Origin of the sequence: Algisphaera agarilytica (genome assembly GCF_014207595.1) — a bacterium.
In the GTDB taxonomy this organism is placed as follows: Bacteria; Planctomycetota; Phycisphaerae; order Phycisphaerales; family Phycisphaeraceae; genus Algisphaera; species Algisphaera agarilytica.
On sequence record NZ_JACHGY010000001.1, the window covers coordinates 1,903,468 to 1,928,548 of the forward strand.

At 64.3% G+C, this 25,081-nt stretch carries 21 protein-coding genes; 10 read left to right on the forward strand and 11 right to left on the reverse strand.

The window, feature by feature from the left end:
• Positions 1–61 precede the first annotated feature (61 nt).
• On the reverse strand, positions 62–2,005 hold the full coding sequence (locus HNQ40_RS08005) for a transketolase (protein ID WP_184677356.1): 1,944 nt from the start codon (positions 2,003–2,005) through the stop codon (positions 62–64).
• A 348-nt stretch (positions 2,006–2,353) separates the two neighbouring features.
• A complete protein-coding gene (locus tag HNQ40_RS08010) occupies positions 2,354–2,929 on the reverse strand; it encodes a hypothetical protein (protein WP_184677357.1) in 576 nt (191 codons plus the stop codon).
• Positions 2,930–3,457: 528 nt separating this feature from the next.
• Between HNQ40_RS08010 and HNQ40_RS08015 the strand changes: the two genes are divergently transcribed.
• The 7 genes from HNQ40_RS08015 to cheB all read left to right on the forward strand — a co-directional run bounded on the left by HNQ40_RS08015 (position 3,458) and on the right by cheB (position 10,059).
• Complete coding sequence (locus tag HNQ40_RS08015; RefSeq protein ID WP_184677358.1) at positions 3,458–3,910, forward strand: RrF2 family transcriptional regulator; 453 nt, start codon at positions 3,458–3,460, stop codon at positions 3,908–3,910.
• 163 nt (positions 3,911–4,073) lie between these two features.
• A complete protein-coding gene (locus HNQ40_RS08020; protein ID WP_184677359.1) occupies positions 4,074–4,583 on the forward strand; it encodes a chemotaxis protein CheW in 510 nt (169 codons plus the stop codon).
• 71 nt (positions 4,584–4,654) lie between these two features.
• A complete protein-coding gene (locus HNQ40_RS08025; protein WP_184677360.1) occupies positions 4,655–5,506 on the forward strand; it encodes a CheR family methyltransferase in 852 nt (283 codons plus the stop codon).
• Positions 5,507–5,548: 42 nt separating this feature from the next.
• A complete protein-coding gene (locus HNQ40_RS08030; RefSeq protein WP_184677361.1) occupies positions 5,549–7,867 on the forward strand; it encodes a chemotaxis protein CheA in 2,319 nt (772 codons plus the stop codon).
• Between the two features lie 123 nt (positions 7,868–7,990).
• Positions 7,991–8,470, forward strand: a complete 480-nt coding sequence (locus HNQ40_RS08035; protein WP_184677362.1) for a chemotaxis protein CheX — start codon at positions 7,991–7,993, stop codon at positions 8,468–8,470.
• Positions 8,471–8,571: 101 nt separating this feature from the next.
• On the forward strand, positions 8,572–8,940 hold the full coding sequence (locus HNQ40_RS08040) for a response regulator (RefSeq protein WP_184677363.1): 369 nt from the start codon (positions 8,572–8,574) through the stop codon (positions 8,938–8,940).
• Positions 8,941–9,012: 72 nt separating this feature from the next.
• Entirely contained in the window at positions 9,013–10,059 is a 1,047-nt protein-coding gene (gene cheB, locus HNQ40_RS08045) for a chemotaxis-specific protein-glutamate methyltransferase CheB (RefSeq protein ID WP_184677364.1), read from the forward strand.
• A 96-nt stretch (positions 10,060–10,155) separates the two neighbouring features.
• On the opposite strand, the gene neuC is transcribed toward cheB, so the two are convergent.
• The 4 genes from neuC to HNQ40_RS08065 all read right to left on the reverse strand — a co-directional run bounded on the left by neuC (position 10,156) and on the right by HNQ40_RS08065 (position 15,860).
• Positions 10,156–11,229 (reverse strand): UDP-N-acetylglucosamine 2-epimerase, encoded by a 1,074-nt coding sequence (neuC, locus tag HNQ40_RS08050; RefSeq protein WP_184677365.1) that lies wholly within the window; start codon positions 11,227–11,229, stop codon positions 10,156–10,158.
• Between the two features lie 94 nt (positions 11,230–11,323).
• Positions 11,324–12,043: an acylneuraminate cytidylyltransferase family protein gene (locus HNQ40_RS08055; protein ID WP_184677366.1), complete on the reverse strand. Its 720-nt coding sequence runs from the start codon at positions 12,041–12,043 to the stop codon at positions 11,324–11,326.
• Between the two features lie 72 nt (positions 12,044–12,115).
• Positions 12,116–13,831, reverse strand: a complete 1,716-nt coding sequence (locus tag HNQ40_RS08060; protein WP_184677367.1) for an SPASM domain-containing protein — start codon at positions 13,829–13,831, stop codon at positions 12,116–12,118.
• 7 nt (positions 13,832–13,838) lie between these two features.
• Positions 13,839–15,860: a motility associated factor glycosyltransferase family protein gene (locus HNQ40_RS08065; protein WP_184677368.1), complete on the reverse strand. Its 2,022-nt coding sequence runs from the start codon at positions 15,858–15,860 to the stop codon at positions 13,839–13,841.
• Positions 15,861–16,056: 196 nt separating this feature from the next.
• On the opposite strand from HNQ40_RS08065, the gene HNQ40_RS08070 reads away from it, so the two are divergent.
• The 3 genes from HNQ40_RS08070 to HNQ40_RS08080 all read left to right on the forward strand — a co-directional run bounded on the left by HNQ40_RS08070 (position 16,057) and on the right by HNQ40_RS08080 (position 19,578).
• Positions 16,057–16,650 carry a hypothetical protein gene (locus HNQ40_RS08070; protein WP_184677369.1) on the forward strand — a complete coding sequence of 198 codons (594 nt, stop codon included), beginning with the start codon at positions 16,057–16,059 and terminating at the stop codon, positions 16,648–16,650.
• 2 nt (positions 16,651–16,652) lie between these two features.
• Positions 16,653–17,651 (forward strand): hypothetical protein, encoded by a 999-nt coding sequence (locus HNQ40_RS08075; RefSeq protein WP_184677370.1) that lies wholly within the window; start codon positions 16,653–16,655, stop codon positions 17,649–17,651.
• Positions 17,652–17,760: 109 nt separating this feature from the next.
• Positions 17,761–19,578 (forward strand): sulfatase-like hydrolase/transferase, encoded by a 1,818-nt coding sequence (locus tag HNQ40_RS08080; RefSeq protein WP_184677371.1) that lies wholly within the window; start codon positions 17,761–17,763, stop codon positions 19,576–19,578.
• A 151-nt stretch (positions 19,579–19,729) separates the two neighbouring features.
• Here the strand turns inward: HNQ40_RS08080 and HNQ40_RS08085 are convergent, their stop codons facing one another.
• From HNQ40_RS08085 to HNQ40_RS08105, 5 genes are all read right to left on the reverse strand, one after another.
• The gene (locus tag HNQ40_RS08085) at positions 19,730–20,677 is read right to left on the reverse strand and encodes an NAD-dependent epimerase/dehydratase family protein (RefSeq protein ID WP_184677372.1); all 948 of its coding nucleotides are present in this window, start codon (positions 20,675–20,677) and stop codon (positions 19,730–19,732) included.
• Positions 20,678–20,772: 95 nt separating this feature from the next.
• Positions 20,773–21,615: an acyl-ACP--UDP-N-acetylglucosamine O-acyltransferase gene (lpxA, locus tag HNQ40_RS08090; RefSeq protein WP_184677373.1), complete on the reverse strand. Its 843-nt coding sequence runs from the start codon at positions 21,613–21,615 to the stop codon at positions 20,773–20,775.
• Positions 21,616–21,735: 120 nt separating this feature from the next.
• Positions 21,736–23,058, reverse strand: coding sequence for a UDP-3-O-acyl-N-acetylglucosamine deacetylase (gene lpxC, locus HNQ40_RS18290; protein ID WP_184677374.1), 1,323 nt, complete (start codon positions 23,056–23,058; stop codon positions 21,736–21,738).
• A gap of 98 nt (positions 23,059–23,156) precedes the next feature.
• Complete coding sequence (lpxD, locus tag HNQ40_RS08100; RefSeq protein WP_184677375.1) at positions 23,157–24,209, reverse strand: UDP-3-O-(3-hydroxymyristoyl)glucosamine N-acyltransferase; 1,053 nt, start codon at positions 24,207–24,209, stop codon at positions 23,157–23,159.
• A 176-nt stretch (positions 24,210–24,385) separates the two neighbouring features.
• Positions 24,386–24,982 carry an OmpH family outer membrane protein gene (locus HNQ40_RS08105; protein ID WP_184677376.1) on the reverse strand — a complete coding sequence of 199 codons (597 nt, stop codon included), beginning with the start codon at positions 24,980–24,982 and terminating at the stop codon, positions 24,386–24,388.
• Positions 24,983–25,081 lie beyond the last annotated feature (99 nt).

The following is a 25,081-nucleotide window of genomic DNA, read 5'->3' on the forward strand; positions in this document are numbered from 1 at the left end:
AAGAAAAAGCCCGCGCATGGTTTTGAGCATGCACGGGCTTGAGTTTGGTTGGGTGCAGGTTCTACCCGATCAGCGATTTGAAGCCTTCGGCGATGCCTTCGGGGCCGAGGCCTTGGTAGGGCATTTGGCGCCAGAGGCCGCCGGAGCCTTCTTTGTTGGTGCCGATGTGGGTGTACTTGCCGGCGAAGCCGCGCTTGAGTAGTTCGCTGCCGAACTTGCTGCCGAGGCCGGTGGTGACGTTGAACGACTCGGCGACCATCACGGCGGGGGCGGCGGCGAGCTTGGCCATCATGGCTTCGTCGTAGATGTTGAGGCAGGTCTTGGCGATGAGGCCGACGTCGGTGCCGGCTTCCTTGAGGCCGATCACGGCGTCGAGGGCGCGATAAGTGGTTTCGCCGAAGGAGACGATGTAGCCGGCGGTGCCTTCGCGGACGACGGTGTCCTTGCCGGCGTCGAAGGTGTAGTCATCGCCGAAGACCAGGTTGCCGTTGTCATCGAGCAGGTCGGGCACGGCCGAGCGGGTGCTGAAGATGAAGCGGAGGCCTTCGTCGGTGAAGATCGACTTGAGGCATTTGGCGAACTGGTGCTGGTCGCTGGGGAAGTAGAGGCGGGTGGTGTCGTGGCCTTCGTCGGGCAGGCCGTTGGCGGCGAACATGTTGTTGATGCCGAAGTGGCAGGTGTTGTCGGCCATGTCGTCGCAGCCTGCGTGGCTGAAGTGGGCGAGCACGTTCGATTTGTTCAGTCGGGCCATGGTGATTTCGCTGACGCACATCTCGAGGAAGGCGGAGAAGGTCGCGAAGACGCCTTGCTTGCCCTTCTCGAAACCGAAGCCGGCGGCGGCGGAGTAGTTGCCGCGTTCCATGATGCCGCCGCGGATGAAGATCTCGGGGAACTCGGCCCGGATGACGTCGAGGCCGCAGGAGCCTTCGAGGTCGCTGTCGAAGACTTTGACCGAGGCTTCGCGTTCTTCTTTGGACATTGCGCCGACGATCTCGTTGAAGACCTTGCCGAACAGCGAGCGGTTTTTGCCGGCACCGGTCGAGCCTTTGAACTCGGGAGCTTTGGGGCCCTTGGTGACGTTCTTGAGGTACTCGGCGGCGTCGGTCAGGCCGCGGGCTTCGAGGTAGTCAACGGCGTAGGAGGCTTTGATGACGTCGTGGCCGTGGGGCGAGCCTTCGAGGGGTTCGATGCCGACGGCCATCTTGCGCTTGTTGATCAGGGCGACGGGGCCGGCGGTGTTGAACGCGGCGGCCATGCGGGCGTAGAGCGAGTCGAGGTCTTCGCCGTCGCCGACGTCGGTCTTGAGGCCGTGGCCCGCGAGGGTCTGGGTGACGTCGTAGCCCTTGAGGTACTTCGAGGGGTGGCCGGCGATGGTGACGTCGTTGTCGTCGATCAGGAGTTTGACGTTGAGGTCTTCGGCGACGCAGAGCCGGGCGGCCTCGGCGTCGTTGCCTTCCATCTGGCTGCCGTCGCTGCCGAGCATGAGCACGGTCTTGCCGGGGTTGGCCAGGGCGACGCCGTTGACCATGGGCCACATGTGGCCGAGGCGGCCGGAGCTGAACTTCACGCCGGGGGTGAAGTCACGTTCGGGGTGGCCGGGCAGGTGGCTGAGGTATTCGCGGTAGTGGAAGAGCTTGTTGGTTTCGAGGTTGCCTTCGAGCACGGCCATGAGGTATTGGGTTGCGACGCGGTGGCCGGCCTCGTCGAAGAAGATCGGCACGATCGAGTCGCCAGCGGGGCCTTGCATGAAGCTGTAGGCGATCATGACTTCGGGCACGGTGTCGTAGGGCCCGCCGGTGTGGCCGCCCAGGCCCTTGGCGTCGCCGATGGCGGTGAAGAACACGATGGCGTCGCGGCAGAGCTGGATGTTGTGTTGGAGCGCCTCACGCTGCTCGTCGGTGAGGGTGGTCACCGAAGGGTCGAGCGGGAGCTTCTTGAAGCTGCCCAGGTCGATGGGGAAGGTGGCGGTTTCGGTGGGGGTGGGTTCGAGGAGGGCAGCGGTCATGGCGGGGTTCCGGGTTGGGGTTCCTACGGGGATGCTGGGGGATTAAGGGGTCTGGGGTGGTGAATATGGTTTATCTGATCCGGGGCTTCGCGGTGCTCAGCCCTCGGCTTAGGGGGCGTCACACAATAACGCCGCGGTTATGGGGCGGCGTCGGGGGGATCGGCGTTGACCACAAATTAACAGATTGCCTTGGCGTGGTCGGCCACGCGGGGGCGGAGAGAGCTTAACAAGATTGGCCATGGGGAGCGCAGGGAGGTAGGGAGATGGGGAGTAGGCAGTAGGCCGCCATGGTTTTCCTACTGCCTACTCCCTGCCGCCTACTGCCTTCGACCACGCGTGGTGGAGCGATTACCCCTCTTCCACGCGGTCGAGGATCTGCTGCAGCAGACGTTGCTCGAGGTGGACGTCCCGGCCGATCGGCTCCCAGTAGCTCTGGGTGATGCCGCGGGCCTGGAGTTCTTCGGGGACCTCGGCCAGGTCGGCGAAGACCACGCCGTTGGTGCTGCCGTTCATCCGGCGTTGGGGGATCTGGAGGCGTTCCACCAGGACCTCGACGCGGAGGTCGTAGGTCGAGACCAGACGCTTCGCGGACTCAGCGTCGGCGTGGGGGGCATCATTTTGGGGTAGGAAATTGACGGTGACGGTGCGACGCAGATCGCCCAGGGTCGAGCGGACGGACTGGTCGGGATACGTGTTATCGGGTTTCCAGGCCTCGATGAGCGTGGGTGAGCCCTTGGGCTTGGTCGACACTTTGCCGAAGCGGAAGTCTCGGCGATCGACCTGGAAACCCGCGTCGCGCAAAACCTCGGCACTGATCTGGAACGCCTCGGGATAGTCCGCGATGGTTATCGCGGCGGGGTTACCCTGCACCGCGGGGTCGTTGGAGGTCGCGCACCCGACGGCGAGTCCAAGCGTCAACGACATACCCAGCAAGCCCTTCCGGAGCCTGGGGGAACACGGGGCATGACCAAGAGGCGAGATGGCGGAGCGCGATAGCATGGCCTAAGTCTACCTGTTTCAAGGTGTTTCAGAGCGTTTCAGATTTGATGGGGAAGTCCCGTAAATTGTTCAGGTCTTTGCCGGAGGGCTCAAGCCCCGTGGGTGGGCCTGCCGATACTTTTGCGGGGCGGTCCAGAGAATCTCAGGACCTACAAGCTGAATCGGTTGCGTGCTGAATAGTGTACCGCGACCGATTCGAATGACCCGCGATGCGGATGGCTCGGCGTGCAGTGTGGCGCCGGGGGGTTCCTTCCGCAGGCAAACCGCACTGTCTTCCTTTTAGGAAGATCCGGCGGTGGGTGAGGCCTGAACGAGGTCTCACTCCAAATCCAGGGCAACGCCGCCTGAGACCGGCCGAGATCGAGTTGCTTTGACCCCTTGGGGGGAGCCAAAGCAGTGCGAACTCCCGCTCCGAGACGCGTGAACGCCCGCATATGGAAGCATGTCGGACCGATGAAATTGACCAAGACCTCCGCCCAAGCCGCTCTGGCGATGGGTTATCTCGCTGAGCAGACCGCCACCCGCCCCACCCAAGCCCGTCAGGTGGCTGAGCACCTGGGTATCCCGACCGATTCCACCCTCAAGATCCTGCAGACCCTTGTCCGTCAGCAATTGCTGCGTAGCCAACTCGGCCGCAGCGGCGGCTACCAGATGCTGGTTCCCGCCGAGTACATCTCCTTGCTGCAGATCGTTGAAGCCATCGACGGCCCGATCAACACCGAACTGCCGCTGGACAGCCCGTCCCCCGAAGTGGAAGGCCGGCTCTCGTTGCTGCACGACGTCTGCATGCGTTCGACCGAGCACCTGCGCCGCGAACTCTCGAGCGTCACCGTGGCCGACCTGATGAACGCCGCGAAATCCGGGGCCCCGGTCCTCACGCCGGCGTCCTACGCCATCGCGGGTTAAAGGTTGAGTATCCACTGCTCCACCCGATAACGCATAGCGTCTATGGAGGCGTGGTTGATAACTGGGGGTTTACCTAAACCGCTTCGTTGTGCAATCCGATCAGTCAAAAGGATATGGGTAGCCCCGTAATGAGACGCGGCCCCATCCAGAGTGAGGCTGATGGATGAGTGAGCACGAAACGACCAACGACTTCTTGGAAGAGGATAACGATCACGATCTGTTGCAACTTGTGAGTTTTGAGATCGGCGTTGAGGAGTACGCCATCCCGATCCTCGCAGTTCAGGAGATCAACCGGATGATGCCGATCACCCGGGTGCCTCACTCCCCCGCCGCGGTGGAGGGTGTGATCAATCTGCGTGGCCGGATCATCCCCGTTATCGACATGCGTAAACGCTTCGGCCTCAAGCCTTCGGCCGACGAGGGCGATGCCCGTGTCATCGTGGTCGAAGTAGGCAATGTCGGCCGAGTGATCGGCTTCACCGTCGACCGCGTGCATGAAGTGCTCCGTCTCGACAAGACCATTATCGACCCTGCCCCGACCGCCGGCAACGGCGTCAAGGCCGACTTCATCTGCGGGGTGGGCAAACTCGAGGATCGGCTGTTGATCCTGATCGATCTCGAACGGCTGTTCACCCGCGAAGACTTCATCGACGCCAACGGCCTCGCCGCCTGACCCCCGAACCTCTCCACGCGTGGGATCACCAAGCCCGCGACACCTCTCTGTATTCCGAGCCAGGACCCATCATGCCCACGACCAAACGGCTAACCCTCTCCGACGCACAGTTCGAAACACTCCGCAAGGTCGTCTATGACCGCTCGGGCATCCACTTCCAAGACTCCAAGAAGTACGTCCTCGAGTCGCGGCTGTCGCGCCGCCTCGAAGAGCTTGAGTTCGACGACTACGACCAGTACCTAATGTTCCTGACCTCCGGCCCGTACCAGACCGACGAATTCCAGGAGATGTTCAACCGCATCACCATCAACGAGACCAGCTTCTTCCGCAACGAACCGCAACTCGACGTGTTCGAGCAGCGCATCCTGCCCGAGATCCTCGAGAAGCGCAAGAGCAGCAAGACGCTGCGTCTCTGGTCCGCCGCGTGTTCCTCTGGCGAAGAGCCCTACACCCTGGCCATGATCCTGCACCGCTCGCTGGGTATCCGCCTGGCGGACTGGAAGATCGAGATCCTGGGCACCGACATCTCCGAGAAGGTCCTGAACATCGCCAACGGCGGCCGCTATCCGCACTACGCGGTGAAGTCCACCAACCCGATGGTGCTGTCGCGTTATTTCAAGCAGGAAGGCCGTGAGTACATCCTCGACCCCGAGATCATGAGCATGGTCCACTTCGAGAAGCTCAATCTCAAAGACACCTACGCCGCCCGGCGGTTCGGCACGTTCGACGTGATTTTCTGCCGCAACGTGATGATCTACTTCGACGACCAGATGAAGACCAACTGCGTGAAGATGTTCCACAAACAGCTTGCCGACGACGGCACGCTGATGATCGGGCACAGCGAATCGCTGCGAAACCTCGACGTGAAATTCACCCAACTCAACATCCCCCAAGGCTTCGCGTATCAAAAATCCGACGCCTAATCACGCCCGACCCACCGCATCGAGCGAAAAGAGAGAATCACGATGAACGACATGGACGCCAGCCTGCTACAGGATTTCCTCACCGAGTCTTCGGAGCTGATCGAGCAGCTCGACCAAGATCTGGTCACCCTCGAGTCCGCGCCCGAGTCCGAGCAGGGCGACATCTGCAACAGCTGCTTCCGTGCGCTGCACACCATCAAGGGCGCCGCAGGCTTCCTGGGGCTTGAGCCCGTGATCGAGTTCGCCCACGCCGCGGAAGACGCGCTCAACCGCCTGCGCAGGGGCGAAGTCGCGGTGAGTGCCCAGGTGATGGACCTGCTGCTGCAGTCGGCGGATGTGGTCCGCGGACAGATCGAACAGCTCGCCGCCGGCGAATCGCCGAGCCCGGCCGACCCCGCCCTCATCGCCGCCCTTAACGCCATCGGCAGCGACGACGCCGGCGCGGACGCTTCGGCGTCTACGGATGACGCGCAGGAAACCGATGCATCTTCCGAAAACGACGCCGAGCCCGGCGAGCCCCTCGAGCTCGGCCCGCAAAAGATGGACCTGATCGAGTTCATGGTCACCGACCTGCAGGACTACTCGGCCCAGCTCACCGACACCATCCGTCAGGTCACCAACGACGCGACCCGCTCCGAGGCCGCTGAGCAGCTCGGCGAGATCGCCGACAACATGGTCAAGACCGCCGACTTCTTCGAGCTCGACGACCTGACCGCGGTAACCCAGCTCATGTTCGAGGTCGCGCCGAAGCTCAACGACCTGTCGTCTGAACTCGTCGCGGAAATCGAAGTGCGTCTGCGTGCGGCCAAGTGGATCATCGACAAGCAGGCCGAGGCGCTGGGCAAACTCCGTGTGTTGTCCTGGCCGTTGGAGACGTTCCTGCAACGCCTGAGCCAGCTCGCCGACGGGGAACCCCTGGACGCCGACTTCGCCACGAAACACGGCGGCGAGGTCGAGCAGCTGCTGATCCTCGATGGCATCGTGGACGAGCCCGCCGCGGCCGAGGTGCTCGACGATATCGCCGGCAAGATCGAGCCCGCCGAATCCGAAACCCCTGCCCCGCCCCAGGCCAACGAGCCCGCGGCCCCCGCTGCGCCCCAGGCCGCCCCGAAGGCCGCCAAAGAGCCGGGCCCCAAAACCGCGGCCCAGGTCGAGCAGACCATCCGCGTTGAAGTCGGCCGGCTCGAGTCGCTGCTGAACCTCGTCGGCCAGTTGGTGCTGAATAAGAACCGCGTGGTCGCGCTCAGCCGAACGGTGGGTGAGGCCGGCATCGAGCAAGAACTCAGTGAATCCTTCGCCGAGGCCGCCGGCGACCTGGATCGCCTCACCAGCGAACTCCAGGTCGGTGTGATGCGCACCCGCATGCAGCCGCTCGCTAAGCTGTTTGATCGCTACCCCCGGGTTATCCGCGACATCGCCCGCCACACCGACAAGAAGATCAACCTCGAGATCGTTGGCAAAGACACCGAGGTCGACAAGTCCGTCCTCGAGCTCCTGGCCGACCCGTTGGTCCACATCCTCCGCAACTCGGCCGACCACGGCATCGAGTTGCCCACCACCCGTGCAGACAACGGCAAGACCGAAGAGGGCACGATCAGCCTCTCGGCCGAGCACCAGGGCAGCCACGTCCGCGTCGCCATCACCGACGACGGCAAGGGCCTCTCACGCCAGGTCATCGGTGGCAAGGCGATCGAGAAGGGTCTGGTCACGCCCGAGGCGTTGGCCAACCTCGCCGACGAAGAAGTTTTCCGCTTCATCTTCGAGGCCGGCTTCTCCACCGCCGCCCAGGTCTCCGACCTCTCGGGCCGCGGCGTGGGCATGGACGTGGTCCGCACCAACATCAGCAAGCTCAACGGCGCGATCAACATCATGTCGACCGAGGGCCAGGGCACGACGATCGAGATCCTCATCCCGCTGACCGTCGCCATCATGCCCGCGATGATGATCGAGTCTGACTCCGACCAGTACGCGATCCCGCTGCAGAGCATCGTCGAGATCATCCGCCCCGAAGACGCATCGATCTCTTCGATCCAGGGGCAACAGGTCGTGCGGTTGCGCGACAGCGTGCTGCCGCTCATCGATCTGCGCGACCGCTTGGGCCAGCCCCCGCTGCCGCCCGAGCAGCGTTTCGCGGTCGTGGTCAAGGTCGGTGCACAGCAGATCGGCCTCGTGGTCGACGGCCTGATCGGGCAGCAGGAAATCGTCATCAAACCGCTCGAAGACGGCTACACCGAGGGCGGGCCGTTCTCCGGTGCCACCATCCGCGAAGACGGCCGGGTGTGCCTGATCCTCGACGTGATCCAGCTCATCAAGACCCCTTGCGGCACGCCTCAGCCTCACGGCGACCGGGCGGCCGCGTAATCCATGAAACCTCGGGTTGGGCGTGAATCGTCGCCCCGCCCCAGCCGATAGAGAAAAAGGTCGTGCACTGAGGACCGATCCCCGCAACCACCATCTGTACTCATATTCATCCAGGAGAGCCCTGTGGACAGCCAATTCATCATCCCGTTCATTGATTCGGTGACCAACGTCTTCGAGACGATGCTCCAGCTCAAGGTGGAAGTCGGCACCCCGTCGATCAAGCCCGCCGAGTCCGAATCGCACGACGTGTCCGGCATCATCGGCATGTCCGGCGACGTCGAAGGCACCATCGTCCTGGGCTTCCCCACCGCCAGCGCCGAACGCGCGGTCGCTGTCTTCACCGGTATGGAGATGGACTCGAAGCACGAAGACTTCGCCGACGCCATCGGCGAGCTGGTCAACATGGTCTCCGGCGGCGCCAAGGCCAAGTTCACCGATCGTAAGGTCAGCATCACCTGCCCCTCGGTCATCGTCGGCCAGCACCACACGGTCACCGGCCGCAAAGACATACTTACCATCCACATTCCGGTCGAATGCGACCTGGGCAACTTCAGTGTCGATGTTTCGATCCGCGACGCCCTGGCCTCCGAAGCCGCCGCGTAACGATTCCACCTCTTGTGGAGCCACCCGATTTACCCCAACCCGGCCTGCCGCTCAAAGCCCCGCCGCCAACCCGATCCATTTGATCCGACGAGGACACACTCATGAAAGTGCTACTGGTAGACGATTCGAAAACGATGCGCAACATCCAGCGTGGCATCCTGACCCAGCTCGGCTACAGCCAGATCGAAGAGGCGGTGGACGGCCAGGACGCCTTGGATAAAGTCACGTCGTTCTGCCCCGAGCTGATCCTGCTGGACTGGAACATGCCCAACATGGACGGCATCACCTTCATCAAGGAATACCGCAGCAGCGGCGCTACCACCCCCGTGATTATGGTCACCACCGAAGCCGAGAAGTCGCGCGTCGTGGAAGCCATCAAGGCCGGCGTGAACAACTACGTTGTCAAGCCGTTTACCCCAGATATTCTGAGTCAACGTATCCAGGAAACGCTCAGCAGAGCTGCGGCCTAACCGCGCCGGGTGGCCGGTCGGGGTGATAGGTCCGGGGTGTGTAAATTAGTACAGTCAACGGAGACGTGTGCGATGCGCATTCTGATCACAGATGACTCGGCCTTCATGCGGCTGGCGATCGGCCGGACGCTGGCGGAACAGCCCGACTTCGAGATCGTCGGCCGGGCCTGCGACGGCCGCGAGGCCGTCCGGCTCGCCAAGGAGCTCCGGCCCGACGTCATCACCATGGACATCGAGATGCCGGAGATGGACGGGTTGACCGCGCTCCGCCGGATCATGCGTGAAGCGCCGACTCAGGTGCTCATGTGTTCCACGCTGACGACCGAGGGGTCTTATCAATCGCTGCAGGCCCTGCGCTTGGGCGCGGCCGATGTCATACCAAAGCAGCTCAGTGCTGATCCGCAGGTCAAGCAGCGTTTTCTCGACGACCTGGTCCGCCGGGTCCGGGGGCTGGGCGAGAGCAACCGCCACAAACAGCAATCGTCGGACGTCGCGCCTGCGGTGTCGGACGCGCTGCCCGAGATCGATGCGTCGCGGATGGAGATGGTCTGCATCGCGTCTTCGACGGGCGGGCCGCCGGTGCTGGAAACACTGCTGCCCAGCCTGCCGGCCACGCTGCACATACCGGTGGTGGTGGGTCAGCACATGCCCCGGCTGTTCACCGAATCGATGTCACGTCGTCTTAACGACATCTGCCCGCTGCCTGTGATCCACGCCGAGAACGGGATGGAACTCGAAGCGGGCAAGGTCTACATCGCCCCCGGCGAAACCCACACCCATATCGAACGCGTGTCGTTGGCCAAGTGCGGCCTGCGCATGAGCGACGAACCGCGCGAGTCGTTGTATAAACCCTCGGCCGACGTATTGTTCGAAACCGCCGCGAAAGTCTGCCAGCAACGCGTGCTGGGCATCATCCTGACCGGTATCGGCGACGATGGATTGAAAGGGGCCCGGGCCCTCCACGAATGCGGTGCCCCCCTTCTCGCCCAGGACCGCTATTCTTGCGTGGTCTACGGCATGCCGCGCGTGGTCGCCGAAGCGGGCTATGCCACCGCGTCACTCACGCCGGACGACATCGCCAAGACACTGAGCGGTCTGACCGCTCGCGCCGCAGCGTGAACAATCGAAATGTAACTCAGAGTACGACACGTCAGCGAGTGACAAGGCGATGCACTTGCTGACGCTTCGTGCTCGGCGATGGGTTGGTATTACCGCTTAGTACGCATTGCGTTTACGCACCGGGATTTGTTCGATGCGTAGGCTCGCCAGCGATTGGGCGATCTGCTGGCCGGTTTCGCCACGGCCGTAGGGTTGGCGGAAGCGTCGCGTGTTGAGGCCGAGAGTTTGTTGGATCGCTTGGGTGACGCCGCGCTTCCCGTAGCCACAGGAAACCACGGAGTTGGGCGTTTCCCGTCCGCCTTGCCGCGGGCCGATGTTGACCGCGGGTGTCTTGCAGACGGCGGCTTCGATCAGTCCGGCGGAGGAGTTGCCCACGATCAACCGAGCGGCTTTGAGACGGGCGATGAATTCGTGGCGTGGCAGGTGATCCACGACTTCGACGCCAGCTTCGTGGATCGCTTGCGCGATGCCGTTGCGGCCGGGGTCGTGATTGGGGGCCATGACTAGGCGGGAGAACTTGGCGGTGGCTTGCAGTGTGCCACGCATGCGCTGGTGTTCGGTGGCGTCGTCGTCCCCGATGGGGTGCTGCATGACGATGATCTCGGGTGCGTCTTCCGCTGGGGCGATGTCGCTCAGGCCATCCGCCGCGGGTGAGCCGTGGTTGAAGACCGTGGCGGGGTCTTCCCCCATGCGGATGAGGCGTTTGCGGCTCTGAGCGGTGGCAGGGAAGTGCAGGTGGGCGAGTTTGCTGATCGCGTGGCGCATCGCTTCGTCGGCCACGCCCTCGGCCCGGTCGCCGCCGTGCAGGTGGGCGACGCGGATCCCGGCGATCGATGCTGTGCTCGCCGCGGCAAACGCTTCGATACGGTCGCCTAGCACGAGCACCACATCGGGCTTGAGCTGCGCAAACGCCTCGGCAAATACACTGATGCCCCGCCCCGTCGCTACCGCGTCGTGATGCCGCCCCACGCGATCCGGCTTCTGCATCCGCACCTTCGCCGCGATTGGGAAGGCGATGTCTTGGTGTGTTCCGGTGACAAGGTGCATCCCCGCCGCAACGCATTGAAGCGAGAGCTTGGGGTGCGCGTCGATGGCGCGCATCACGGTTTCGAGCAGGCCGTACTCGGCCCGCGTCCCGGTGACGACTGCGATGTTGCGGGGTGACGCCATGAGCAAGGCCTGTAGGGTGGGCACCGCCCACCACGAAGCGGCAAGATCGGCGCGGTGGGCGGTGCCCACCCTACGCCTTTGAATAACTACAAGTTCACCCTGCCGCCCGGCCGCGTTCCTCGGCCTGCAGCTTCAGCGTGGCCTCGGCGACGATCAGGTCTTTGGCTTCGTCGATGTCGATCACTTCGCCGGGCTCGGTGACGACGACACGACGGTCGGTGCCGAGGAAGGCGTGGGGGTTGGCCGGGTCGATCTTGAACAGGCTCTCGCGGGTGACGGCGATGACGCCGCCGTCGAGCTGATACAGCGGCGGCAGGTCTTGCCGGCGGTAGACGCTGTTGGGCTCGTAGGGCTCCATCACGTCGTCGTTCTCGCCGGTGAGCGACTTCATCCAGTAGGGGTGGTGCTTGCCGACGGGGCAGACGGACTGGACCGAGTCGCAGCCGGTCTCGATGAGCTTGTCGAGGGCGCGTTGGGTCAGGTCGTCGGGGCGGACGGGCACGTTGCCGTAGAGGATCACGATGTGCTCGTGGTTGCCGATGATCGAGGTCACGGCGTGCCGGGCGGCGGCGTCGACGGTTGCGGTGTCGTGGGCAAACTCGTACGGCCGGGTGACGACTTCGACGCCCAGGTGTCGGCCGATCTGCGACATCTCGTTGCTGTCGGTGGACAGCAGGATGCGGTCGAGGCCGGGGGTTTCGAGGGCGTGTTCGATGGTCCACGCCAGGCAGGGCTTGCCGGCGACGGGGAGTTGATTTTTGTGCGGCAGGCCTTTGCTGCCGGCACGGGCGAGGATCACAGCGAGAGCGTTCATGGATTGTTTTCGTTCGCCGGGTATCGGCGTTGCAGATGGTAGTGTTATTTATCAATGCATTATCAATATCGGCTAGCACGATACCGGGGCTGTAGCCTCAACCCGCCGCATCGACCACCAATCGTGGCACCGCCGACACACCGGCGAATCGTCTCGCCCGCCCGGGATTTCCAGCGTTGGAACGCCCGCCCAGAGCTCCAAAAGCATGTTATCGGAAGCGTTGCCCAGGCTCGCCCGGCCAAGCGCATCCTGCCCGCAGAGCGTGACCGTGCCGTCGGACAGGACCGTGATCCGACGCTTGACCTGGTGCAGACTCGGTTGCTTCCACGGCGGGTCCATCGGCACGGGGTTCTGGTCCGGGGCCAACGCAAAGCTGCCCTTGCCCAGCGTCGGCGGGCGCTCGATCACGGCATGCCCCACGACCTGCATCCAACGCTCGAAGAACATCTCCATGTCCTTGAGCGTGTCGGCGGTCTTTACGAGTCGCGGGATGATCCACGGCAGACCCGCGGCGGGGAGCTGGTCGCTCGCTGAGGTCGTCGTTGCCCGCCGGTCGAACAGCCACTGCAGGTTGGCCATCACTTCGGGCAGGCGGTCGATGCCCATCACCTTGGAGTAGGTCGCGGCGGTGTCGGCGTTCACGCGGACGCTGAGGATGTCGATCGGCAGCTCAGTCAGCGGCGCGAGTTCGTCACGCGGCGAGAGTAAGTCGGTTTCGAGGTGCAGCCCGAACACGTCGGCCTCGGTGGCGGCTTGAACGAGTTCGACCCATTGCGGGTGGAGCAGCGCGTCGCCGAGCCCGCCGAGGGTGACGGCTTTACCGGCGCATTGGGCGAGCAGGTCGCGGGCCAACCCGAGGTCCATCTCGCTGCGTGGGAGGTCGACGTGGTGTTGCGGGACGATCGGACCGTCGGGGATGCGGCGCGGGGTAAGCTCGATGGTGATCTGCTCGGGCAGGTCGGCAAAGACGTGTTCGGGGTGGTCGAGTTCCCAAACGCGACAGGCGTCGGTGATGGCCACGGCATCCGCGTCGGCGAAGCCATCACCGAGTTGATCTGCGACGCGATGCAGACGTTGCATCCCCGCCGGGCTGTCGAAGATGAACCGCCGAGCGGTGTCGCGGACGCTGGCGGCGATGGGCAGGTTGCACTCTCGGCCGATGGGGTCGATCGCGGGGCGTTTGGGGTTGTAGGCGAGCGCACTGCCGAAGGTCGCCTGCTTCTCGGCGAAGTCGTGCAGCACCTCACGGCTGGTCACGAGCGGGCTCAGCCCGGGCGGGGCCTGGGTGAAGACGAGCTTCATCGCGTCGGGCGCGTCGAGGTGGATGTCGAGCAGTCCGTCGGCGTAGCCCGGATCGAACGCACACCAGTCGCCCCCCACAAGCACCGCGGCCTCAGCGTTGAAGCGGTCCATCGCCAACGCGAGCGGCGCGGCGGGCAAGAGTTCGTCCCACGCGGTTGCGCCGGCCAAGCCGCCCCGCCAGCCGGACAACGCCCACTTGCGGGCCGAGCGGATGCGCGGGGTGAACGTGTCGCCGGCCACGTCGCCATGAGCGAAGGTTTCGATGGGCTTGGCGAATGCAGAGGTGTCGATGTGGGCCAGCGGGTCTTGCCCCGGCTGATGCAGCACGACGACTCGGCCGACGCGTCCGATGCGCGTGGCGCGTTGCAGTGTGTGCCACAGCGCCGGCCGGCCCGCGAGCGGGGCATGCAGGTCGCGCGCATGACCCAACCGCCCCGCCGAGACGTCGGCCACGATCAACGCGATGACAGATGCGGGGTTGCTCATGGGAGGGTTACGCGGCGGGGGTGGCGATCTTGCGCGACGGCTTGGCCGAGGCGTTGGCGTTGATCTGGATATCCGGGGAGCGTGACTCGCGCTTGGCGCGTTGCGTCACACGCCCGTGCGCCTCGCGAAAGATGACGAGTGCTTCGTCGCAGGCCTGGATGATCCAGTCGATGTTGTCGCGGTCGCGCTCGAGCTGGGCGGCGAGTTTTTCCTTGGAATTCCCCGCGTCTTTCGCGATCGAGCGGTCGGTGCGGTTGCGGCGGTACGAGCCGATGGTGTTGAGCTGGTTGACCAGGGCGAAGGGCTCTTTGAGGTCGCCCTCGACGCGCTTGCGGTTGCGGTCAAGCTTGGTGAAGTGCTGGTCGAGTTTCTTCTTGTCACCCTTCTCCAGGCATCGGCCCATTTTGCGGATGAGTTCGATGCTGTCGCGGGACATGCGTTTGAGTTCGAGGGTCTGCGTGATCCGCTGGTTGAGCAGCGCGTCGAGTTGGCCCAGGCGGTCTGCATCCAGCTTGCGCGGCGGGACGGGCAGCGTCGGCACGGGGCGGGTGGCGTGCTGGGCGATCGCGTCGGCGAAAGTGAGGCGGGTGGTGTGGGCCTTGGGCATGCCGCCCTCGGTGGCGTCAATGACGAGTTGATCGTCGGCCTCGGCGTCGGCGAAGTCGCGCTCGAACTGCTTGAGGTAGGTGATCATCTGCTCGTCGGAGAAGATCGGTCGGCCGTGCATATCGTCGAATCGGCGGAGGTGGCCCCGCATGCGGACGATGCGTTGCCACTCCATCATCTCGATGGTGTTGAACGGGTTGAGTTCGCAGTCCCACACCTGGTGGACCGCGGTGCCGGGGGCGTAGTAGAGCCCGTCGGAGAAGCCAAGGTCTTGGCCGATGAACATGATCGGATCGCAGCCGAGGTGCTGGGCGAGGTAGAACGACAGGTGGGCGACGGTCGCGCCGCCGCGGATGGGCACGATCTCTCGGCCGAGGCCGCCGGTCGCGGGGTCGCCGAGAAGTTGGTCGTTGAACGCATCACGGCAGACGCGGACGGGGCCGGGGAACGCGTCGAGGATGGCGGGGTTGGCCTTGGGCTCGGCGACGAGCGTGACGTTGGGAAGTTCGGGCAGGCCTTCGTAGAACCGGGCGCAGATCGGCGAGTAGTCGAGCGCCGTCACGAAGTCGGGCTGGACGCCGCGGTCCAGCAGCGGCTTGAGCGCCGTCTGCACCGCGATGACCACGATGTTCTTTCGCACCTCAGGGTCCTGCAGCAGGTGCACGTTCTTCACCAGGCTCGGCCCGGCGCCGACGCACACAGCGGGGTACCCCTTGGCCGCGTTGTGCAGCTCGTTGGTCGTCGCCCCGGCGGCGTAGACATCGAGGTTGTTGGCGAGGTTGCGGCAGGTCCGCGCGGCATTGACTAGCGCGGTGGCGATGTTGGTCCGGCTGTAGGCGACGATGTCGGTGATGGCTTGGCCGAAGGCGTTGACCGCGTCGCTGTGTAGCTTGCGGGCGATCGGCAGCGTGACGAGCTGGGTGCCCTGGGTGAAGAGTTGGGCGTGGACCTCGGTGCGCGAGAGCAGCTTGGCCCGGTCGATGTCATCCCCGCCCCCGGAAAAGAGCATGACGTTGGGCTTGGCGAGCAGCTTCGACAGGTCGCGCTGCTCGAAGACCGCCCTGAGCAGCGCGGGGTCGGGCTCGTAGAGCAGGATCAGGGCGTCGTTCCCCAGAAGGTCGAGGGCGGCCTCGGCGTGGTAACCCAGCCCCAAGCCGAGCAGTACGGCACACGCGGTCTTGCCGGGGTCGAGGTCGCCCAGCAGTTTCTGGGCCTCGGCGGCGGGGTCGTATTTGCTGCACAGCGGGGTCGGCCGGCCGCCGGGGGCTTCGGTGGGGAGCGCGGCGATGGGCTGGCCGTTGCGGGCGGTGTCCCAGTCCAAGGCGGCGGGCGTGGTCTGCTCCAGTAGCTCGGCGAGCGCGGGGTCGTCGCCGCGGAGGGCATCGAGGTTGGCGCGCAGGATGTCGGGCACGGGCGTGGGCATGCGTAGGAGAGTTATCGGAAGGCGGGCGGCGTGGGCATGATTCGTGGGGCTTGCCGCTTACGGCTTAGCCCGGGGTTGGCTAAGCGCTAAGCCGCAAGCGGCTGGGCGGGAGGTGTAACCCCTGTTCAGGGGACGACGTATGCCAAGTGACGGCAATTCTGCCGGGCCCGGTTCCGGGCGGATAGGATGGTGCGATATGGAAATGATCTTGGCCCAGAGTTCGAGCCTTTCGGAGTTGCTTTTGGAGAACCCCTGGCCGTTGGTGATCGCGCTGGTCGCGGTCTCGGCGGTGCTGCGGACGGTGGGCAAGCGGCAGGACCAGAAGAAGGCGGTGTCGGCCTCGTGGCTGGCGCTGCTTCTGGGCATCGGCGTTTACGTCGCGGCGACGCTAGTGAACACCGATCGGGAGACGATGATCGAGCGGACCGAGGCGTTCGTGGCGGCGACCTCGCCCCCGGACGAGGTGGCGCTGCGGGACCTGCTGGCCGACCGGGTGGTGCTCATGGGGCCGGGCGGCGACGTCTGGGAGGACCTGAGCGCCGAGTTCATCGCCAGGGAGATCAAAGAGCACGAGGTGAAAGACAACGCGACCCGCGCCGTGGACGCCCAGAGCACCCGCCCGGGCATGGGCGTCAGTACCATGGACGTCAGCAGCCGGCTGGGCGGCTACCCCATGCGGAGCCAGTGGGAAGTCGAGTGGCAGAAAGACCCGCAGGGGAATTGGCGAATCACGGCCCTGAAGTGGCTAAGCTTTAATCAGCAGGACCCCAGCCCCAACCTCTACCGTTAGCCATGAACGCGAAGCAACTGTTCCGAATGAAGAAACTCGCGGCCACGCTGCTGCTGCTCACGCTGTTGCTGGGCGTGGTGACCTACACGCTCGCGGAACCGACCGCCGACGCGGAGCCCGCGACGATCGACCTGGGCCCGCGCTGGGTGGACGGCCAGACGTCGCGCTACGAGTTCTGGAACCAGATGGAGCAGACGGTCCACATCAAGCTCGGCGACCAATCGCAGACCTCGTCCAGCACCATCGAAGTCGATGGCGAAGTGACCTGGACGGTCGACAAGGTCAACGCCGACGGCTCGTCGGTCTGCACCATGACGCTGGAGTGGATGAAGTACGTCAACACGCCGAGCGAGGGCAAGGCGATCTCGGTCGATTCGCGCAAGTCCGCGTCGGCCGAGACCAAGGCGATGCACGAGTTGCTCAGCGCGATGGCGGGCGTGGGGCTGACTATCGAGATCGCACCCGACGGGAGCGTGACGAAGGCCAACGGCGTGGACAAGATGAAGCGCAAGACCTCGCAGCCCGACTTCATCCCGTCGGAGCTGGACTTCGAAGAGACCGCCTCGGACCTGGCGTCGATCGCCTACGCCCCCAAGCCGTTCGACCTCACGCCTTCGGGCGCGGGTAAGACGTGGAAGGCGGACTTCCGCTGGGACCACGACCTGGGCAAGATGGACCAGAAGTGGACGTATGAGCTGGACCGGGTGGAAGACATTGCTGGGGTCCAGGTCGCGGTGGTGACGGGGCAGGGCAAGTTCAAGCTCGACCCCGAGGTGGACAAGGACCGCCCCGCCGACGCCCCGCCGGTGAACGTACGGCTGCTCGAGGGCTCGGCCGAGGCGGAGGTGCTGTTCGACCTCTCGCGTCACGAGGCGGTGGGTCGGCACTCGCTCAGCAACGAAAAGATCCTCGTCACCGTGTCGCTGCCCGACGGCCGGAAGTTCGAGCGGACCCTGACCGAGGAAACCGTCGGCCAGGTCCTCCGGCTCTCCGAAGACTGATCCTTGCCTGGCGGGGGTTGTCCAATTAATATATTTGAACCGATTTTAATGGACGTCTCACCCCCTCACGTCTCGGCTTAGGCTCGACGATTTTCAGGAGAATAGCGTGATGAAATACTTAACTTCTTTGTTTGTGTCGTGCTTCGTCATCGCGTTGACTGCGGATCGGGCCGTGGCGGCCGAGCCCGGGCAGACCGATCGGCCCAACATCGTCTACATCCTGATCGACGACCTGAGCTGGTTCACGATGACCTCCTACGGGGCCACGGCCGTGACCTCCGGGCAGCAGCACTTCAAAGACGTGCCGTTGTCGATGCCCCACATCGATGCGCTGGCTTCGGGCGGGGTGATGTGTGAGCAGGCGTATGTCTATCCCATCTGCGAGCCGACGCGGGTCGCGATCCTCTCGGGCATGCACAACGGCCGAAACTTCATCGCGCCCAAGGCGCTGCACGAATCCCAGATCACCATCAGCGACGTGTTCAAACGCGCGGGCTACGCCACGGGCATGTTCGGCAAATGGAAGCAGACGCGCGGCACGAAAGAGATCTCCGCGGCCGACTACATCTTCCGTTTCGGCTGGGACGAGTACCTGTGCTTCGATGTGGCGAACAAGGCCCCGGGTTGGAGCCGGTTCCTCGACCCGACGCTGTATCACAACGGCGAGGTGCTGCACTTCACCAAGGACGACAAAGACCCCGTCACCGGCCGGCGCGTGTACGGCCCGGACGTGTGCAACCGCGCGCTGCTGAAGTTCATCGACGACCACAAGGACCAGCCGTTCTTCGTGTACTACCCGATGATCCTGGTGCACGACGAACACACCCCCACCCCCGACACCGTGCCCGCCTCGGCCTACGACAACTTCGACATCAAGGGCGACTTCAAGCACGGCGCGATGAAGGGCGACGCCAGGCAGTACTTCCCCGACATGCTCGCCTATATGGACAAGCTCATCGGCAAGGTCGTTGAGAAGCTCGAAGAGCACGACCTGCGCGAGAACACGCTGATCGTCATCATGGGCGACAACGGTACCAAGGCCGTCTTCGAAGCCACCCAGCCCGACGGCAGCAAGATCGCCGGCGGCAAAGGCCACAGCCGATTCACCGGCGAACACGTCGGGCTGATCTTCAACCAGCCCGGCACCGTGCCCGCGGGCGGCGCGGGTCAGGCGCGCACGTTCTCCGGCCTGGTCGACGCGACGGACATCTACCCCACGTTCCTCGAGGCCTGCGGCATCGACATCCCCAACCCCGACCGCATCGACGGCATCAGCGTTTGGCCGCAGGTGATCGGCCGGGCCAACGGCGCGGGGCGTCAGGCGATCTTCAAGTGGTACAACGGCAACCGCAAGATCACCGACCTCGAGAAGAAGATCGAGTTCGCCCACACTGCCGACTTCAAACGCTACGCCCCGCACCACGACTTCCCCAACGGCCGGTTCTTCGACCTCCGCGACAACCCCTGGGAAGAGCAGGGCAAGAAGGGCCCGAAGATCGGCTGGCAGAACTTCTTCTACCACGGGCTGGACGTGAATCAGCTCACCCCCGAACAGCAGGCGGCCTACGACATGCTCGGCGAAACGCTCGACGAGAAAGCCTACGTCCCGGTGAAGTCGCTGAAGATCGCCGCCCCGAGCCAGGCGGTGTCGCGCGGCCAGACGATCGACCTGACCTGCGCGGTGATCCCCGCCAACGCCACCCGTAACAACGTGATCTGGGAATCCAGCAACCCGAAGATCGCGTCGATCGACAAGTTCGGCACCGTCACCGGGCACAAGACCGGCAGCGTGACGATCACGGTGTACTCCTGGGACGACGCCAACCCGGTGGCGAACCCCAACATGACCGAGTTCCTCCGCGACGGCGTGAAAGACACGGTGAAAATCGAGGTGCGACGGGAAAGCCTAACTTCAACGATGCGATAGTCGATGCCTTCGCCCCCCTCTCTCTCCGGGAGAGGGTTGGGGTGAGGGAACGTGGTGTAGTGACACGCCCTACGCCGTGGTTACCGCGAGTTCCCCCTCCGACCGGCCTCTGACGAGTCCGCCCACCTCCCCCGATGGGGGAGGGATTAAGTCAGCGCTTTTGATACCACGCCCAGAGTTTTTCGAGTCCCTGCCGGACGTCGGTCTGCGGGTCGTAGCCCAGCAGGCGCTGGGCTTTTTCGATATTGGCAAACGTCTGCTTCGGCTCGCTCGCCGGGGCGGGCGGGGTGTCGAGGATGGCTTTCTTGCCGATGAGTTCTTCGAGCATGGTGACGAAGTCGGCCATGAGCACGGGCTCGCCGCGGCCGAGGTTGATGACCTCGTAGCCCAGCGGTTTACGCAGCGCCGCGTCGACGCCCGAGACGATATCGTCGACGAACGTCCAGTCGCGTTTCATCTGCCCGGCATCGAAGAGCGTGATGGTCTCGCCGCGGGCGATGCGGTCGGTGATCATGAAGGGCATCATGTCGGGGCGGGCCCGCGGGCCGTAGACGCTGAAGAAGCGCACGGCGGTGAAGTTCATCTGGTGCAGGTTGTGGTAGGTGTAGCCCATCAGCTCGATGGCTTTTTTCGAGGCGGGGTAGGCCGAGAGGGGTAGGTTGCAGGCGTCGTCTTCAACGAAGGGGATGTTGGGCGTCTTGCCGTAGATCGAGCTGGTCGAGGCGAAGACGAAGTTGCCGCAGTCGTGGGCTTTGGCGGCTTCGAGGAGGTTGATGCTGCCTGTGATGTTGACCTGGTTGTAGATCGGGGTCCGGCCGATGGAGTAGCGGACGTTGGCCATCGCCGCGAGGTGGGCGACGGCGTCGGGCTGGTGCTGCTCGAAGAGTTGGCTGACGCCGGCCTCGTCGCGGATGTCGATCTCGGCGAGCGTGCAGTTCTCGTGGTCTTTGAACCCCGCGACGTTGGCGTGCTTCTGATCGACGTCGTAGTAGTCGTTGAAGTTGTCCAGCGCGATGACGCGGTCGCCCGCGGCGAGCAGTCGTTCGCAGAGGTGGGACCCGATGAGGCCCGCGGCGCCGGTGACGAGGAAGGTTTTCATTTCAGATTTCAGATTGAGGATTTCAGATATTCATTTGCCGGGGGCTGCAAAACATATCGGACATCTGAATTCTGAAATCAAAAATCTGAAATGAATTATTTCGCCGGGTTGGTCCGCGGGTTGTCCTTGCGGAGGCCTTCGCGGTATCGGCCGTAGACGCCTTGGCCCGACCGGCGGACGTGGGCGACCAGGGCCAGGACGCAGGCGTCGTGGGGGTAGGCGTCTTCCAGGTCTTCCAGGGCGGAAGCGGTGTTGCCGGCCTTGCCCGTGGCGGTGCGGCGGTAGAGGCGTTTCCAGGCGTCTTTGAGATTGCTGATCGACTCGGCGGTGAAGCCGCGGCGGCCCAGGCCGGTGGTATTGACGCCGCGGATCACGGCGGGGTTGCCCTCGGCGATCATGAACGGCGGGCAGTCGTTGACCGCGCGGGTCATGCCGCCGACGAAGGCGTGCTGGCCGATGGTGACGAAGTGGTGGATGGCGGTGGCGCCGCCGATGACCACGTGGTCCTCGACGCAGACGTGGCCGGCGAACTGCACGGCGTTGGCGATGACGATGTGGCTGCCCAGGACGCAGTCGTGGCCGAGGTGGGCGTAGGCCATGATGAGGTTGTGGCTACCGACGGTGGTGATGCCGTGGTCGTTGGCGGTGCCCTTGTGGATGGTGACGCACTCGCGGATCTCGTTGTGATCGCCGATCACCAGCTGGGAGTCTTCGCCCTGGAACTTGAGGTCTTGCGGGTCGCCGCCGAGCACGGCCCCGGACCAGACGGTGTTGTTTTCGCCGAGGGTGGTGCGGCCGGTGATGGTGACGTGAGACACCAGCCGGGTCCCCGTGCCCAGGGTGACCTTGGGCCCGACGTGGCAGAACGGACCGACTCGGACGTCGTCGGCAAGCGTGGCTTGAGGGTCGACGACGGCTAGGGGGTGGATTTCGGGCATAGGCAAGTTGTGGTCCTTGACCCGGACTCGGTGGCGTGAGCCAGGCGATTGAGAACTATGTTCACGGCTCGTTGAGCGTGTTGCAACAACAATTTCTCAATTCCGGGGCCAAAAACCTCCTTATTCCGCCTCGTCGTCGACCATCATGAACTTCACTTGCGCCTCGGCGGCGAGTTCCTCGGCCACGTAGGCCCGGCAGTGCATGTGTGCGATTCGGCTGCGGATCTTCACCGCCTCGGCGATGAGCATGAGTTGGTCGCCGGGCGTCACCGGCTTACGAAGCTTGACGCGGTCCAGACTGAGGAGCACCGGCAATTTGCCGACCTGCTCCAGGGATTGGCCGATCAGCACGCCCGACAATTGGGCCATCGCTTCCACGACCAGTACACCAGGCATTATCGGAGTATTGGGGTAGTGGCCCTGAAAAAACGGCTCGTTAATCGTTACGTTTTTTACACCTACAGCTCTTTGGTCCCCCACGATCTCCACCACCCGGTCCACCAGGAGCATGGGGTAGCGGTGGGGCATCATGCGAAAGAGCCGGCGGACATCCAGCACCGAGTGGTGGTGGGCCAGGTCCTTGAGCCGGGCGGCCTCGTGCTGTTTGATCAGCTCGCGTACGAGGCGGTGGTTCATCGGGTGGCCCGACTTGTAGGCCACGATCCGGCCCTGGATCGGTGCGCCCAGGAGATACAGGTCGCCGATCAGGTCGAGCATCTTGTGACGGACCGGCTCATCGTCGAAGCGGAACTCGTTGGTGCCCAGCGGGCCGTCGTCGCCGATGACCAGCGCGGTGTCCACGGTCAGGTGCGGGAACAGCCCGGCCTTCTGCGCGGCCATCGCCTCGGCCTCGAGGCTGAAGGTTCGGCTCGGCGCGATCTCCTTGGCGTAGTCCGCTTCGGGGTCGTCCAGGTCGAACGTCTTGAGCTGCCGGCCGATGACTTTCGACACCCCGGTGTAGTCGAGTTCGTAGACGACCTGCATGCCCGGGTCGGGGCTGGGCAGCGCGGCGACCATGGCGTCGTCTTCGCGGATGACCACGGGGGTCTTCACGACCAGCCGGCGGCGGGGGGTGTCTTGTTTCGCAATGCCCGCCTTGAGCAGGGTTTCGTAGAACGGCAGCGACGAGCCGTCCATCGCCGGGACCTCGGGGCCGTCGAGCTCGATGATGAGGTTGTCGATGGCGTGGGCGGCGACGGCCGACATGCAGTGTTCGATGGTGTCGACCGAAGCCTCGCCGACCTTGATCGCGGTGCGGCGGACACGTTTGGTGACGTGCTCGACGGAGACGGGGATCTCGGCGTTGTTGAGGTCGGTGCGTCGGAAGACGATGCCGTGGTTGGCCGGGGCGGGGAGGAACGTGAGGTTGACCGGCACGCCGTGGAACAGCCCGCGTCCGGACATGGACTGGGGGGTCGAGATGGTGTGCTGGTGTGAATCCATACGGTAGTTCGGCAGATGCCGTGGGGCGGGCACGATGTCCGCCGCTCGCCGGGGCGTTCGCTGCGAAAATCAGGAAGCCTTAGTTTAGCGTCGGGCGGTCAGTCGCTCACCTCGGAGCGGTCGACGCGCTGCTTGAGGGCCTTGAAATCTTTGAGAAGCTTGGGGAGTTTTTTGATCGCCATCAGTTCACGGATGGCCTCTTTAGCGTTGCTGGCGTTGTACCCCAGCCACTCCTCGCCGTCGGGGATATCGCCTGAAATGCCTGCGCCGCCCGCGATCTTGCAGCCTCTACCGACGGTGACGTGGTCACGGAAGATCACCGCCCCGCCCACGAGCGTGCCGTCCCCGATCTTTACCGAGCCGGCCACCGCGGAGCAGCCGGACATCACGACCATCTGGCCGATCTTGCAGTTGTGCCCTATCTGCACCTTGTTGTCGATCTTGGTCCCTTGGCCAATCGTGGTGGCGTCGAACTTGCCGCGGTCGATGGTGACGCAGGCGCCAAGTTCGACCTCGTCGCCGATCTCGACGTTGCCCAGGTGAGGTATCTTGACGATGCGGGGGCGCTCGCCGGTCATGTCCGGGCGGTAGCCGAAGCCGTCGGCCCCGATGATGCAGCCCGGCTCGAAGATGCAGCGGCTGCCGACTTTGCAGCGTTCGCGGATCACCACGTTGGGCCACATCACGCAGTCTTCGCCGAGGCGGACGTCGTCGAGCAGGGTCACATGGTTGTGCAGCACGGTGCGGGCCCCGACCTTCACACCCGGGCCGATGACGCAGTACGCCCCGACGGTCACGTCTTCGCCGAGCTCGGCGGTGTCGTGCACGACCGCGGTGGCGTGGATGCCGGGCTCGGGCTTGGCGGGCTCGGGGGCGATCGCGTCGAGCACGCGGGCCATCGCCAGGTCGGCGTTCTCGACGAACACCAGCGCCCGGCCTTCGCCGGGCTCGAGCTCGATGCCCTCGGTGACGATGGCGACGGACGCCTGACTGGTGCCCCAACGCGGCGCGTAGCCCGACTCACCGACGAACGTGAGGTCGCCGGGCTTGGCGGTGCTGATCTCGGCGAGGCCGGTAATGGCCAGGTCGGGATCGCCCACGAGTCGGCCTTCGAGTAGCTCGGCCACGGTCTGGGGGGTGTATTCAGTCAAGCGTTGAACGTCGGAGGTTAGCGGTGTCTTCTGACTCCCCGTCCTTGAGGTAGGGGCCGGGGGAGGGTGTCGGTGTTATCAAGGCTGACGGAATCTCGTGATCCTGGCAAGCCTCTGCACCCTCCCCTTACCCCTCCCTCAAGGGAGGGGGATCGAGCCGGAAGCATTTCGATGTCTTAGCGTTGATCGAAGTCAGCGTTCATGCGTTGCAGCACGGCGTTGGTGATGTCCACGGCGTCGCCGGAGTAGATCACCTTCCGGGTCTGCACCACGGTTTGGAGTTGCTGGATGTTGAGCCGCATCAGGTCGGGCAGTTCGCCGCCTTGCAGGACGACGTCGTAGCCGGCGGCCTGGGCGATGGCGGCCGAGGCTTCGTTCGCAGCGATGTAGATCTCGGCGAACTGGCGGGCCTGATCGAGTTGGCCGTTCTGCTCTTGCATCTGGACCCAGACCTGCATCTCCAGGGTCTTCTGCTGGAGTTCTTCACGCTTCTTGTTCCACGCGTCGCCGCCGACTTGCAGCGTGTCGAGGGTGGTGGAGATGGTTGCGATCTGTTGCTGGCGCTGCTGCTGCTCGGCCTTGAGCGACTCGGCCTTGGCCTTGCCCTCGGCGAGGAACGCGGCCTGCTGGGCACACTGGTTGATGACGTCCTGCAGGTTCACCACCGCCACCTTCGTGGGGGTCGCGGCGCCGCCGGCCTGACCGCCCGCGGTGACGTACAGACCCAGGGTCAACGCGGCGACCAGGGCAACGATTACGATCGAATTCTTCATCTCTGCAACTCCTTGACGAGTTCGGGTATGGTTCGGTTGAAAGGTAAATCCGTAGCCCAATATCGTATCAGGCTGTCTACGGCCTCACAAAACATACGC